Annotated in this window: 14 protein-coding genes, 2 pseudogenes and 1 other annotated feature; of the genes and pseudogenes, 1 reads left to right on the top strand and 15 read right to left on the bottom strand. The window is 35.5% G+C overall.

Annotated features, from left to right (window positions below; translation table 11 throughout):
• Positions 1-4 precede the first annotated feature (4 nt).
• Positions 5-691, bottom strand: a complete 687-nt coding sequence (locus BR72_RS26690) for a deaminase domain-containing protein (RefSeq protein ID WP_197059930.1) — start codon at positions 689-691, stop codon at positions 5-7.
• Positions 692-884: 193 nt separating this feature from the next.
• On the bottom strand, positions 885-1286 hold the full coding sequence (cdiI, locus tag BR72_RS08150; protein WP_035431846.1) for a ribonuclease toxin immunity protein CdiI: 402 nt from the start codon (positions 1284-1286) through the stop codon (positions 885-887).
• Between the two features lie 44 nt (positions 1287-1330).
• Between cdiI and BR72_RS08145 the strand changes: the two are divergent.
• Positions 1331-1861: pseudogene (locus BR72_RS08145) on the top strand (IS3 family transposase); the annotation flags it as partial.
• 328 nt (positions 1862-2189) lie between these two features.
• Here the strand turns inward: BR72_RS08145 and BR72_RS08140 are convergent.
• The 13 genes and pseudogenes from BR72_RS08140 to BR72_RS27015 form a co-directional block, all read right to left on the bottom strand.
• Positions 2190-2393, bottom strand: coding sequence for a hypothetical protein (locus BR72_RS08140; RefSeq protein WP_035431844.1), 204 nt, complete (start codon positions 2391-2393; stop codon positions 2190-2192).
• Positions 2386-2583 carry a hypothetical protein gene (locus tag BR72_RS08135; RefSeq protein WP_035431842.1) on the bottom strand — a complete coding sequence of 66 codons (198 nt, stop codon included), beginning with the start codon at positions 2581-2583 and terminating at the stop codon, positions 2386-2388. Before BR72_RS08135 ends, BR72_RS08140 begins: the two co-directional genes overlap by 8 nt.
• 3 nt (positions 2584-2586) lie before the next feature.
• Positions 2587-3057, bottom strand: a complete 471-nt coding sequence (locus BR72_RS08130) for a hypothetical protein (protein ID WP_035431840.1) — start codon at positions 3055-3057, stop codon at positions 2587-2589.
• 12 nt (positions 3058-3069) lie between these two features.
• Positions 3070-4536 (bottom strand): HNH endonuclease, encoded by a 1467-nt coding sequence (locus tag BR72_RS27020; RefSeq protein ID WP_231559684.1) that lies wholly within the window; start codon positions 4534-4536, stop codon positions 3070-3072.
• A gap of 34 nt (positions 4537-4570) precedes the next feature.
• The gene (locus BR72_RS08120; RefSeq protein ID WP_035431838.1) at positions 4571-4900 is read right to left on the bottom strand and encodes a hypothetical protein; all 330 of its coding nucleotides are present in this window, start codon (positions 4898-4900) and stop codon (positions 4571-4573) included.
• On the bottom strand, positions 4900-5631 hold the full coding sequence (locus tag BR72_RS08115; protein ID WP_035431835.1) for a DUF5081 family protein: 732 nt from the start codon (positions 5629-5631) through the stop codon (positions 4900-4902). The genes BR72_RS08120 and BR72_RS08115 overlap by 1 nt, the downstream gene beginning before the upstream one ends.
• 20 nt (positions 5632-5651) lie before the next feature.
• Positions 5652-5957 carry a WXG100 family type VII secretion target gene (locus BR72_RS08110; protein WP_035431833.1) on the bottom strand — a complete coding sequence of 102 codons (306 nt, stop codon included), beginning with the start codon at positions 5955-5957 and terminating at the stop codon, positions 5652-5654.
• 70 nt (positions 5958-6027) lie between these two features.
• A complete protein-coding gene (locus BR72_RS08105) occupies positions 6028-6426 on the bottom strand; it encodes a hypothetical protein (RefSeq protein ID WP_035431831.1) in 399 nt (132 codons plus the stop codon).
• A gap of 439 nt (positions 6427-6865) precedes the next feature.
• Complete coding sequence (locus tag BR72_RS08100) at positions 6866-8275, bottom strand: M60 family metallopeptidase (protein ID WP_035431829.1); 1410 nt, start codon at positions 8273-8275, stop codon at positions 6866-6868.
• A gap of 538 nt (positions 8276-8813) precedes the next feature.
• Complete coding sequence (locus BR72_RS08095; RefSeq protein ID WP_035431827.1) at positions 8814-9791, bottom strand: ornithine cyclodeaminase family protein; 978 nt, start codon at positions 9789-9791, stop codon at positions 8814-8816.
• Positions 9792-9858: 67 nt separating this feature from the next.
• Positions 9859-10863, bottom strand: a complete 1005-nt coding sequence (locus BR72_RS08090) for a proline racemase family protein (protein WP_035431825.1) — start codon at positions 10861-10863, stop codon at positions 9859-9861.
• Positions 10864-11265: 402 nt separating this feature from the next.
• On the bottom strand, positions 11266-12528 hold the full coding sequence (gene tyrS, locus BR72_RS08085) for a tyrosine--tRNA ligase (RefSeq protein ID WP_035431823.1): 1263 nt from the start codon (positions 12526-12528) through the stop codon (positions 11266-11268).
• Between the two features lie 77 nt (positions 12529-12605).
• Positions 12606-12818, bottom strand: a binding site (T-box leader).
• 80 nt (positions 12819-12898) lie between these two features.
• Positions 12899-13090, bottom strand: a pseudogene (locus tag BR72_RS27015) (hypothetical protein); the annotation flags it as partial.

The following is a 13090-nucleotide window of genomic DNA, read 5'->3' as shown; positions in this document are numbered from 1 at the left end:
TCCTTTATTTCATGCTATTTGTATAAATATCCAACTTAATATTTAGGGATTTTTCCCCGGATTCAAAAATTAAATTTGTACAGCTTTGACATACGTCAAAATCTGAAAATAGATGTATTTCCCCTATAATATTTGGATCTTTTATTTGTGAAGCTATATCTTCAAGAATCTTTACTTCAGTATCATTATATCGAGGAAATTTGTCATCTACATACGATTCAAGTGATTTAGTATCTTTGGAATGTGTAAAATCTCCGAAACTATCACCAAAGCTATCAGCAGAATGAACCTGACTATGCGCTTGATAATTAGTTTTTACACCAGGAATATTTACATCTGCCACTGCCACATTACCATATGTTAACGAATCTAACTTTCTATCAAGTTTATTCTTTTGAGTATTTGAAAGGTTCTTATATTCATCAGAATTCCTTATTTCATCAACTTGTTTCTGAATATCATTTCTTATATTTTGAGCTCTCTCATAAAGTTCATCAAATTTACTATCCCCACTACCTACCTTAGGTACACTACCACCCGCACCAAAGCTTTTTTTCACATCTCCAACAGTTGAATATTCTACATAAGGAAGTTTTACTCCTATTCCGGTATCTGCCCATTTAACTCCTACTGGAATTGGCGTATTTTTCACTGTATTTAGTGCATTTTTTAACTTTTTTACTACTAGCATTATCATTCTCGTATGCAAATATAAATATGTTAGTAAGTACGATAGTTTTATCTCTTTTCGCTGCAACCAATTTTGTCAGTTTACAAGTCATCGTGAGTTTTTGATTCAAAATATGAGATTGTTTTTAACTATAAAATTGTTAAATCATAAAAAAACCTTGAAAGGCTTTTAGCCAATCAAGAAAAGAAGTAAATTAATCCTTTATATTATATTTCTCTCTTATTTTTATTAAGAGATTTCTTACATATTCAGCTTGTTCGGGATGACATCCAATATAAAATTCACATGCTGTTTGCAGGTATTCACATAATTCTTCGTGGGTCACGATGTTTTCCCATTCTTCGTCTATACCGTAATAGAATAATACTTTATTTTCTCCGAAATACTCTTCATCATTTTGATCAAATTCATCTGAATATACTACGCCAATGGTATCTCGTCTTTCAACATCCTCTTTAAGGAATCCCTTTAAAATATCTACAAAATCATAATTAAACACAAACTGTCCTAATACAATAACGGTATAATTCTTTTTTAAGTTCTTTTGTTCAAAAATATCATAAAATTTTTCAAACCCTTCTTTTCTGTTTTGCATTTGTTCTCACTTCCTAACTATTTATTGCTAAATTCGAAAACAAGCCAGAAATTATCAATCTAAAACGTGATTTTGGAGCGACGAGACCAAATGAGAAGTGGGTTACAGATGTGACAGAATTCCACATACATGGTGAGAAGTTGTATTTATCTCCGATACTTGATTTATATAATGGTGAAATTATTGCGTATAACGTAGAGAAACGGCCTGTTTACCTATTAGTCTCAAAAATGTTAGATAAGACTTTTCAACAATTAAAAGATGGTGAGTTTCCTATCCTCCACTCGGATCAGGGATGGCACTATCAAATGAAGCAATACCAAAACGTATTGAAAGAAAAAGGAATTACACAAAGTATGTCTCGTAAAGGGAATTGTTTAGATAGCGCAGGCATCGAAAATTTCTTTGGCTTATTAAAGTCTGAATTACTCTACTTACAAGAGTTCGAAAGTATGAAACACTTTACATTAGAATTAGAAAAATATATTCACTACTACAATAATGACCGAATTAAAACAAAATTAAAAGGAATGAGCCCTGTACAATACAGAACGCATTCCTCATTAGCTGCTTAAAATATGTGTCTATTATCTTGGCGTAGTATCAACTCTTCATCAAACATGTTTTTATACTTATCCAACGACATAAAAAATCCCCTCCATAATAAACAGTACAGTAACTTTCTTTCAAATGTCTACTATAGGTGGATAATATCACACAACACGAGTCACTTTCTTTGAATAAAAAAGAGCTAATGCTCCTTTCTTGAAACATTAGCCCTTATCACTATTATATTACAATTATACATTCGTTCTTATTTACACTTTTATTACATTTATTATAGATAATTCATATTTATATGCAATTTACAATTCAAAATTTTGTAGTAATAATATATTCATATTATCTTATTTCACTAATAATTTTTGTAATGCCGTTACCTATTATCTTTCCAATTTCGTTAGCATATGATGAATCGGGTGACTTTTGCTCATCAATCTTTTTTCTAAATCTCCCTTTAACCATTATTCTTATACCTGTAATCTTCTCCCCAGTTTCAGAATTAATTAATTCATCCTCAATAATTTCAAATGTATCATCATTCATTATAATTATCTCCCTTCATTAAAGCATCTATTATCAAATCAACATAATCAGAATAACTACCTTTCTTCTCTATAATTTTGTCAAATATTTGCTTTACATCACCATCTATAACAATTGTGACTCCTATCACTTCTTCATTAGTTTTTGAATCAATATAACTTTCCTCTAACAATTGCATATTCTTTTTCATTTATTATTCCCTCCAATACGCCATACTACCAGGTATTACTTTGTTACAATCATCTAGCAAATATCCTTGCCATCCGTCTGGAATATACTCTTCGTATGAACCTGGTTCTGTGTAGAATGAATAAAATACATTTTTATCAAAATCAATATAAAATGTAGGTAAAATTTCACGAATATCATCTTCAGGTTGTTGTGTTAATCGAAATAGTTCATAATAATCTTTCAACTCGTTATAACTCACCTTATATTTCTCTATTTTATTTTTGTATATACTATACTGCTCTTTTGTCAAAATATCAAATCCAGTTCTTTCGCCTTCAAATGTGCTTATTTGATATCCACTTTTTTTAAATGCTTCTTCTAATTTTCTTAAATCAAGAATCCATAATTCTTTATCTGAAACATAATATTCATATTCTTTATCATCTTTAACTAAAACAACTATATTCTCATAACCTTCAGGTTCTAAATACATATAAATACTCTCCTACTTTAATATTTTAGCATTATGTGCTACTTCTTCAAAAAAATCATTCCAAATTGGCGGGAATTCAAGTGAAATGCTAGTAGCGTTCGGTCTTGGCTTGGTTGGATCAACTATTTTAGGAGCTGTAAAACCTTGATTGAATGCTGAGTCCCTATATCCATATTGTTCTATAGCATTCTCCATAACCATTTCATGAAACCAATCATCTACTTCAAATTCTAGAATGTATCCATCTCCCTTTCTAACATCATGAAGGAAATATTGCGCATGTTCATCTGTAACTGCACTTAAATTCAAACTAGACCTCTTAGTTAATACTTGTATCTTTCCATCATCACTAATTTGCAATCTTTTGAATGAACCATCTGAACCATCAGATTGAACTCTATAATACTTTACACTTTTAGGGTTACTCTCTCCCTCTGTAGGAACATTTTTCCCACTCTTCAAATTCAACCCATCAAAAAACTCAGCCGATTTCTTCTCAACCACTGGCGTATTTCCCACTGTATTTAGTGCATTTTTTAAAGTATTATTATCTCCCAACGATTGTACCACATGTTTCCCTTCATTTGGGTTGAAGCCCAATGCTCCCTCTGACGATCTTCCTAATGATCCAATATTTTTGAACCCTTTTACAGCTCCTACACCACTCGTGATAAACTCGAGGGCACCAGAAACATATCGTTCCGTCCGTTCCCCTTCACTTAATTTCCGGTTTGTTTCCCAATCTTCTCCGTCAGAGGCACTTTTTACTTGGAGCCGCCCAAATATCAGTGATGCTGCAACCCCTAATAGTGGACAAATGAACGTTAATCCGACTGTTAGACTTCCTAATCCAAAGTCACGCCACGCCTCTAGCTTTTTTTGCTCATCCTCTATTGATCTGTATTCAAATCCTCGCGTCGAGGGAACTCGTCTTCTGTACTCTTCATAGTCTAGCTTCATGTTTGGATCTCGTCTTTTCCATTCTTCATACTCTGCACGAAGAACCTCATTAAATGCCTCTGAGTCTCTGAAAATATCATCCACTGTTATTTTCGGTTTTGTTGTTGTGATAGTTTCCGGTGCGCCACCGTAGCTACGTGAACCTGATACTTCAGTTGTCGTTGTAGAACCAATTCGGTTTGTAGTCTCAAAATTTTTAATTGATATATCTCTCATTTCTTGTGCAAAGCGATCCATTGTTTCCACAAATGGTTTGTCGATATGTTCATAGACAGCTTGCCCTGCCTGATCACAGTAGGTGTCTAGATCCGTATAGGCATCATGTAGTTTACCGATTGTTTCAAGCTGATCTTTATGATGAAAATAAATACTTTGATCTGAATCTAGATCTTGTATGCTTTCCTGTATATCTTTTACAAGACTATTAGCTTGGCGTAATTTTACAAATGTATCTTTTGTGAGCTTGTTCATACCTTCTTTCATATCTTGCCAAGCCCTTACCTTATAACGAACATCCATGTTTCTCCATCCCCTATTCCTTTATCACGTAAAGTTATTCTTGAGGTTGTAGTTTATTATGTAATTCTTCATCCTGTTTTCTCATTTCTTCGCGAACAATCTCTACAATGGATGCCGCTCGGTTATAATGTTCTGCTAGTTCCAATATTTTATTTAATATTTTAGGATATATGTCTATGACTCTCATCGCTTCTCCTTCAAGATAGAATTGACATTCTGCTAGACTTTTTGCATTTGTCGCTATAACACCTGTATAAATGTTATATATACTTTGAAAACGTCTTATAATCTCTTCCATCTCATCGTAATTCATTACAATTTCTGAACTACTACTTGCACTGCCATCTCCCATTGGTACTTGCATTAATGGATTCCTCCTAACGAGAATTGTCTTGGATCGCTTATTTTCTTATACGGCATTTTTAAAACATCATATAACTTCTTATTCACCGCATACAGACTAGCCCATTCATAACGCTTACGGTCTACTTCAATTTGAATAAAGTCTTCTCCCTCTGTAAAGTACAAGAAGCATTCCCATTTCCCGCTATCTCCTGCTCTTCGATTTTGCGGGCGAGAAAACATTTCAATAGCTAATAGATCTTTTTCAGATAAATCCATTTCTTCAAATGTTTGCTGCTCTTTTTCTGTCATTTTCTTTGTAAAAAAAGTATCTTCGATTTCTCTTGGTTCTCGCATTAAAAACGGAATTCGTTCTAATAATGAAAAATATACATCTCGTTTCGCTATGTAATGAATTTCATATTCTTCATTTTGTTTTCGTTCTGTTAAGACAGCCACTCTATCTTTATCTTGTGGCAAAAATCCAATTAATAGATTATTAATTCGCGTATATTCTTGGCTTTCTTGATATGCCTTCAGTAATTCAATCAACTGAAAAGCCGCTGGTGTCAGTCCATTATTCTCCGTAATAAGCCCTTTCTCTTTCAACTTCACTGTCGCCTTCGTTATACAGCCTTCATCAGTTAAAGTAAGAATTCCACGCTCTTGTAAGCCAAATATGTATGTAACTCCAGCTGCACCAGCTAATATGTACAGTTCAGCAGGTGTAAAGCTCCACGTATCTTTTCCCATTCGGTTTTACCCCCTTTCTATTACAATCTTTTTATCTTTTCCACTTCAATTCTATTTGTAAATGATTGAATGCTCTCATCCAGCTCTTTCAAGGCTTTTGTTTGTCCTTCAAGCACAGTTGCAACTTTAGCATTATACTGAATGAGCAGTTCTAAATAGCATAAAAAAGCATCGCTTGTTTTCCCGCTCCAACGAGTACCCGTCACATATGATTGTAAAGCTTTAGCCTGCTCGAGCGAGTCTTTCACACCCTTTTCAATTTGCTCTGCATAAGAAATGGCACTTGGCACTTCACTTCCATGAATCTCAACGTCTTGACTACGCATATTCTTATTCCCCCATTTCCTTCAATACATTTCCTTATATTCACATCGCTTTATCGATTATTTATACTTTTCAGCCTCCCAAAAGTTTCTTTAACGCTTCAGCTGTCTCTTTATCTTCCGCATCTGCTTTCGCCTTATATTCCTCCCATTTGTAATACGCTTTATTTTTCGCAGATGTCACATCATCTAATGTTTTTTCGAAGTAACGTATCAGCTCAGATAGTTCTGAATCCTTTTCTCGTCGTTTTCCCACAAACTCACGGGCTGGTATTTTATCTTGTGGTAATTCTTGACCCGTTCCCTCATAAGCTGTCTTTGCAGATCCAACATCGTGAATTATTTTTTTTAACTCACTTTCTTTATCCTTTAAAAATTTATACAATTTATCGTAATTATCACGCTTTCTTTCACTATCCGTATACCCGATATGAAGAAAGTTACCAACGGAATCTATGAAGTTATCTGCCATATTTATTCCCCCTTTATTTCCTGCAAAAAAAAAGAATATATTTCCCTATCATTATATCTTATAACTTAAATTTGAAATTTCTACCATATGAGGAGTCTTTTTTATATCAATATTTTACCAAAAACTAGTGACTGTTTCACTATTTATTAAGATGAAATGCTTCAGTATTTCTCCTTTCTTCTCTCAAGTTACAAAATAATGTAAACCTTTAATTAGTAAGGGCTTCTTCATACCTACTGATAATTAGCCCAACCAATCCGTTTTTTACAGGTAGTTGAGTAAAAAAGAAGATAACTCCCTACTATATAATAGGAAGTTATCTTCTTTTTGATTTCAGCAGCCTCTTTTCTGACCAACCTTGTCTTAGGAGACATGCTACGTTTGTAATCGTTCGTTTTTCATCGATTACATTACGAGTTGGATCACGTACTTGCTTTCATTATTTTCTTTGACCATACGCGGCTGTTGGTTTAACAGGTTTTGCATCCGTCGCTTCCCATATAGGGGCAGTTAATGTTGGATATCTCAAAGCTTCTACTTTTTTTCTCGTTTCTGGTGATGCTTTCAGTCCCCATTGATCAAAAAATGGAAGTACATTTTGTCTCGCCACTTTTGATGTATTGTAAATAAATGCTTGTATTTTATCTTCATTCGTTGCTGGAAGTTTGTCTTTTGGTAACTCTCGATATAGTTTGTGAAGATTTGGATAGAAATCTTCACCATATGCTAAATGAAGTTGCCAAAACATAGCGACTTTCACAAACGGGTCATTAATCTTTTCATATTCTTTATCTGTTTGTTTTAAGTATTGAAAGGCTCTGTCATAATCTCCTTCTTTTTCTAAACGTGTTGGTTGACCTGGGAATAATTGTTTTTGTGCAGCTAAAGAGTATATATTAACATTGACTTCAACTACTCCATCCCACGTCCAAGGGTATTGTTGCCTTGTATGCCCTGCTTCATGCATTTGTCCCCATCCAAATTCATTTACATTTAAAGCACTTTTAATTGCGTCATAAGCAGTAGTAAATACGACTCCATCATGACCTGCATACATATACATGCCCGGTGGATTATTAGGATTTTCTACAAAAGCCCAAAGACGGCGAGTTGAACAATGTAACGGATTAGAACTTGTTTCAGATAGCCCAGAGAATCTATCTTGTGCTAGAATCATGTCATCATATCTTTTTAATAAAGGAACAGGATCTTGATCCACAATATATTTCTTCGCACTATCACGAGTAACAGTAAGTACTGCTTTTTTTGACTTTAATTGTACAGCATGTGCATCTGGATACTTATCCATCATCGCAATCCAGTCTGCTTTCGTATGCTTCCCTAATTCAAAGAACGGAACAGGGCTTCCGCCTTGTGTGACTTTTACCTTAACTGTTCCTTTCGCTTCAGAGTTATCAAATCCTAATAAACCACCATTTGGAGAGGAGATGGTGTTAGAACCAGGAGAAAGACGAAATGTTTTTCCCCCTTCTTTATCATATTCATTTGTCCCAATCGTTGCTCCAAGCTTGTCTAATCCCGATAGTCCCGATACTTCAATTGTGACTTGTTCATTCGGTTTTACATAGATTCCTGTTGGCACATAGTTTCGTTGCTGACTTCTTCTTTCTCTTTCTGCTTCACCCATATAATGTCCCGTACTTGGAAGTTCAAACGTCTTCGCCTCATATTGCGCCTGGGTTTGCGTAGTTTCAGCATGAATGTTCAAACTATTTACAGTCATAGATGTAAATAATGCCGTTGTCATAACAGCAGATGCCATAAATACTTTCATTGGTTTTTGTGATTTACAGTTATTTTTCCTATTCAAATAAATCAATCCTTTCATTCCAATCCGTTCTAACGTTTATACAAAACGCCGATTTTCTCACTAAGACAATAACTTCTTAAACTTACTTATTCCTTCTCTCTTATTTCATACACGTAAAAATTATACCTACATGCCCTTATATAATATATAAATATGCATAATTTCATATTTATATATTGAAAATATCACTTTTAAAGAGATTACCACATGTGAAATTCCGCCACGCCGATAGAGGACTGCCCCTTAACGGTCCTTCTATCATGTTTATTCACATTCTCATACGATATCGACCGTTCTTTGGAATATATCGACGTTTCGACACAAGATATTTCGATCTTATCAAAATAAACAACAAGACAAATCAAGCCGAAGAGTGAAATTAAAATAAACCTCTTACTACTTTTGTAGTAAACGACCTGTATATAACTATAAATCAATAAAACGATATCAGCGCTTTTCACCAATATATCGGCGCTTCGACATGAAATAAAGACCCTCCGACAAATTTCAACACGCAAAAGAGACTGTTCATAAAAACAGCCTCTTTTGTATGTGGTTACAACTCAACCCTCGTCCCCACGCCGTTTTTAATAGCTTTCTCATAAAAATACTTCGCCACGACAATATCTACAACAGCGAGCCCGACAGATTTAAAGACGGTAATTTCTTGGTCGTTTTCTCTTCCCGTTCTGTCTCCGCTTATAATTTGGCCAAGTTCTGCGTGAATATCGCTTTCGTTGAAAGCTCCTTCTTGTATTGGAACTTGCAGATCGCCTGTTTCTTCTAATGCTGCTTCTTTTGATTCCACGACCACTTTGTTAGCTGATGAAATGACGTGAGAAGGAAGTTCTTGCATCGCTGGCCTGAATGAACCGACAGCATTTACGTGAACACCAGGTTGTAATGTGTCTGAAAAAACGGGTGTGAAAGAGTTCGTTGTTGTGACAACAATATCAGCCTCGCGCACTGCTTCATTTGCATCAGTGTGTACGCTAACAGGTTTATTAAATTTCTTCTTTATATATTCGGCGAACTCGGTAGCTTTTTGTTCTGTCCGATTGTAAAGCATAATCTTTTCAATGTCCCGCACAGTAAGCATCGCCTCAGCAAGTCCTTTCGCTTGTTCTCCTGTTCCGATGATGCATAAGTTTTTCGCATTTTGACGAGCTAAGTATTTCGTTGCGACGCCTGATAAAGCACCTGTTCGAACCATCGTTAAAAACGATCCTTCTAAAAGGGCGAGCGGTTCCCCTGTTTGAAAATCAGAGAGCATCACAACCCCGTTAATTGTTTTCTTTCCTATTTTCGTATTATTCGGTGCGACTGTGACGACTTTTAACCCAAGCGCACCAAGTTCTTCCGCTACAGAAGGCATCATTAATGCGGTATTTTGCGAATTTGCAAATGGCAACGAGTTGCGAATGGGAGTGATCGTTCTTTCTGCCGAAAACTCTTGCAGGGCAATGGCCGCATATTCAATTACTTCATTCATATCTACTAAACTTCTTTGTTCAGCTGCATTTATGACTAACATGTGATCTCGTCCTTTCCTATATCAAGAAGAGTTGTTTCCTAACTAGAAAACAACTCTTTCCCACATATTATGCTAATAAAAATCCTTGTTTTAACGGATCTCTTGGATCGATTAAAAATTGGTGGAATCCTGTAATAAACGCCTGACCAGTTACTTTTGGGATCACTGCGTCATATTCGCCTACTTTTGTTGATGACAATATTTCTCCGCCAAATTGTCCGTCAGTAATGCATTCATGGACGAAACTTCCGCCTTCTTGTAATACTCCACGTTCAAAAAGAGTTGCGAGTCTAGCTGAAGTACCCGTACCGCAAGGAGAACGGTCTACTTGTCCATCAGCAAAAATGGTTACATTTCGCAGCGTTGCATCTTTTCCGTTTGGTTCATCGGAGAAAATCACGCCGTATATGCCTTTTAAGCCTTCTTCAAGAGGATGTTTCACTTCCATCTGACTTTCAATGTAATGTTTCATTTTTCCGCCCCACGTTTGAATCGCAGATAAATCTTTATAGTTCACTTTTAGACCAAGTTCTTTACTGTCGATAACAGCATAGAAAGCTCCACCAAAAGCGATGTCTACTTGAAATTCATGGCCATCAATTTTTACAGGAACATCTTTCTTGTAAACAAATGATGGTACATTTTCAAATGACACGGATTCTACTTGGTTCCCATTATATTTTGCATACGCGATAACTTCTCCGGCAGGACTATCAATAATGAATCTTTGCTCTTCACCTGTCACCTCGAACATACCCGTTTCAATTCCTACTGTAATTACAGCAATAATTCCATGGCCGCACATTGTACTCCAGCCTTCGTTATGCAAAAACAGTACCCCAAAATCAGCATGCGGACTTGCTGGCGGTGTGATGATACAGCCATACATACCGTGATGTCCTCTCGGCTCATACATCAAAACCTCACGCAGATGATCTAAGTGTTCCATACAATAAGCGCGTCTTTCTAATTGCGTTTTTCCTTTGATCGGCGGTACTCCTCCTGTAATAATACGAAGCGGCTCCCCCGCTACATGTGCGTCAATTGTCGTGTACGTTTTACTAATATTCATTTCTTGTCCCTCCGTTATTTAAGTTCTCTCATGAGAGGCTTGTTATTTGAAAAGTGTCCTCATATTTTATTAGCAAATATTGTGCCGATTTTCAAAAACGAAATAATATCAATAATCAGTCAATTAGATCCACACTTTTTCAAAAAATTTATACCCTTTTCATAACAAAAATTTATACACGTGTATATTTTCTTTTACAGAAAAAGAAAAACGAATAAATAAAGTATATGCATCATACCTTGTTCATTCGTTTTGAGTTTCTTCTAAAAATAAGTACACCATAATTTCATGTTTTTTGTAAATTGATAAAAAAATGTTCATTTTCCCCTGGCTTTGAAATATTACACTACATAGATAGCAGACATCGTGTAAAATAATTACTCCGCCTCTATTCACAGAGCTTTACTCACCTAATTTCACCAAGCTGTAATTCTTTTTACCTTTACGAATAATGATAAATCTACCATCGAATGAGTTTTCTACCGTAACATCTGTACTTACATCTGTTACTTTGTCTCCGTTCATCAAAATAGCTCCATTATTAATATCTTCTCTTGCTTGACGTCTAGAAGGTTCAATTCCTAAATCTACTAACCACTCAACGATATTTTTTGTTTCCTTTGCAGCATGGAAAGTCGGCATATCTTTAAAGCCTTGTTCAATTTCATCCGCAGTTAAGGATTTGATATCCCCGCTAAATAGTGCTTCTGTAATTTTTACTGCTTGTAAAAGTGCATTCTCACCATGAACAAACTTCGTCATTTCTTCTGCTAATACTTTTTGCGCTTCACGCTTATGAGGCTCCGTTTGAACTTTAACTGCTAATTCATCAATTCTATCTTTCGTTAAGAATGTGAAGAACTTTAAGTATTTCATGACATCACGATCATCTGTGTTCACCCAGAACTGGTAGAATTCAAATGGTGTTGTTTTTTCTGGATCTAACCAAACTGCTCCTCCAGCTGTTTTACCAAATTTCGTACCGTCTGATTTTAATAGTAATGGAATTGTTAAACCAAAGACTTTTGCATCTGATCCTTCTTTTTTACGAATTAAGTCTAAACCACTCGTAATATTTCCCCATTGGTCACTACCACCAATTTGCAGTTGTACGTCTTCTTCTTTGTATAAGTGATGGAAATCCATCGCTTGTAGCATTTGGTATGTGAATTCTGTAAATGAAATCCCTGTATCTAAACGGCTTGCTACGATATCTTTTGCTAACATCGTATTTATACTAAAATTCTTACCGTAATCGCGTAAAAATTCAAGGATACTTACTTGATGCGTCCAATCGTAGTTATTCACCATTTTCACTTCGCTATTTCCGCCAAAATCAAATAGCTTTTGCATTTGTGCTGTTAGCGCTTCAACATTCTGCTGCACTTGTTCTAATGTTTGAAGTTGTCTTTCTGTTTGACGTCCACTTGGATCGCCGATTGTTCCCGTTGCTCCTCCAATTAAGATAACTGGATGGTGCCCAGCTAATTGGAAACGCTTCATCATCATAAATGGAATTAAATGTCCAATATGCATACTGTCACCAGTTGGATCTACACCACAGTACAAGGAAATCTTTTTCTCTTCTACTAGTTTACGTAATCCTTCTGCATCTGTTTGTTGATTGATGGCATCGCGCCATTCCAATTCGTCAATGATGTTCATATCCTTCCAGCTCCTTTAATATATAGTTTTTACCTCATTTTGGTAACAACATAAAAAAACCCTATGTCTACACTAGACATAGGGACGATTTTTAACCGTGTTACCACCCAAATTGCACAAATAAGATTATTTGTACCACTCTTAGCAATAATATCGATTGCTACTTCGCTTAGCATTACCTAAGATACTCCAGAGTGTAATTCACAAGTTTGTTTGTGCTAGGTTCCATCAACCCCTAGCTTTCTCGATAACAGTGACAAACTGCTACTGGGCTCCTTCGACGTATTCGAAATGTTAAATTATAGCCAATTATAGAGAAATTTAAATTCACTGTCAATTCTGTACAATTATATTTTTAAAGTGTCCACAATTACTTTATTCTATAAAAGTGATGAAATAAAGCTTCCATCAGCAGGGGTTTTCTTTTATCGTTCCAGAGATTTTTTTCACCTGCACTTTCATTGTTTCCTGATGATAAGAGGTGTGAATAACCCCTCCTTATCCACCTTACGGTCTGATTGAAGAAGGGGCTTCCTGTTTCATAGACCGTTGCGTAGTGGGG

The sequence above is a fragment of the Bacillus sp. UNC322MFChir4.1 genome (genome assembly GCF_000746135.1).
GTDB lineage: Bacteria > Bacillota > Bacilli > Bacillales > Bacillaceae_G > Bacillus_A.
The sequence above is the reverse complement of the archived record's forward strand: the minus strand, read 5'-3'. Positions and strand labels throughout refer to the sequence as shown.

Bases quoted from the DNA above. Each gene is read 5' to 3' on its own strand.
- BR72_RS08110 (WP_035431833.1), bottom strand. From the start codon at position 5,957: ATGCGTAGTCAAGACGTTGAGATTCATGGAAGTGAAGTGCCAAGTGCC.
- BR72_RS08095 (WP_035431827.1), bottom strand. From the start codon at position 9,791: ATGTTAGTCATAAATGCAGCTGAACAAAGAAGTTTAGTAGATATGAAT.
- BR72_RS08115 (WP_035431835.1), bottom strand. From the start codon at position 5,631: ATGGGAAAAGATACGTGGAGCTTTACACCTGCTGAACTGTACATATTA.
- BR72_RS27020 (WP_231559684.1), bottom strand. From the start codon at position 4,536: ATGGATGTTCGTTATAAGGTAAGGGCTTGGCAAGATATGAAAGAAGGT.
- BR72_RS26690 (WP_197059930.1), bottom strand. From the start codon at position 691: ATGCTAGTAGTAAAAAAGTTAAAAAATGCACTAAATACAGTGAAAAAT.
- BR72_RS08130 (WP_035431840.1), bottom strand. From the start codon at position 3,057: ATGTATTTAGAACCTGAAGGTTATGAGAATATAGTTGTTTTAGTTAAA.
- BR72_RS08140 (WP_035431844.1), bottom strand. From the start codon at position 2,393: ATGAATGATGATACATTTGAAATTATTGAGGATGAATTAATTAATTCT.
- BR72_RS08120 (WP_035431838.1), bottom strand. From the start codon at position 4,900: ATGCAAGTACCAATGGGAGATGGCAGTGCAAGTAGTAGTTCAGAAATT.
- BR72_RS08105 (WP_035431831.1), bottom strand. From the start codon at position 6,426: ATGGCAGATAACTTCATAGATTCCGTTGGTAACTTTCTTCATATCGGG.
- BR72_RS08100 (WP_035431829.1), bottom strand. From the start codon at position 8,275: ATGAAAGGATTGATTTATTTGAATAGGAAAAATAACTGTAAATCACAA.
- tyrS (WP_035431823.1), bottom strand. From the start codon at position 12,528: ATGAACATCATTGACGAATTGGAATGGCGCGATGCCATCAATCAACAA.
- cdiI (WP_035431846.1), bottom strand. From the start codon at position 1,286: ATGCAAAACAGAAAAGAAGGGTTTGAAAAATTTTATGATATTTTTGAA.
- BR72_RS08090 (WP_035431825.1), bottom strand. From the start codon at position 10,863: ATGAATATTAGTAAAACGTACACGACAATTGACGCACATGTAGCGGGG.
- BR72_RS08135 (WP_035431842.1), bottom strand. From the start codon at position 2,583: ATGAAAAAGAATATGCAATTGTTAGAGGAAAGTTATATTGATTCAAAA.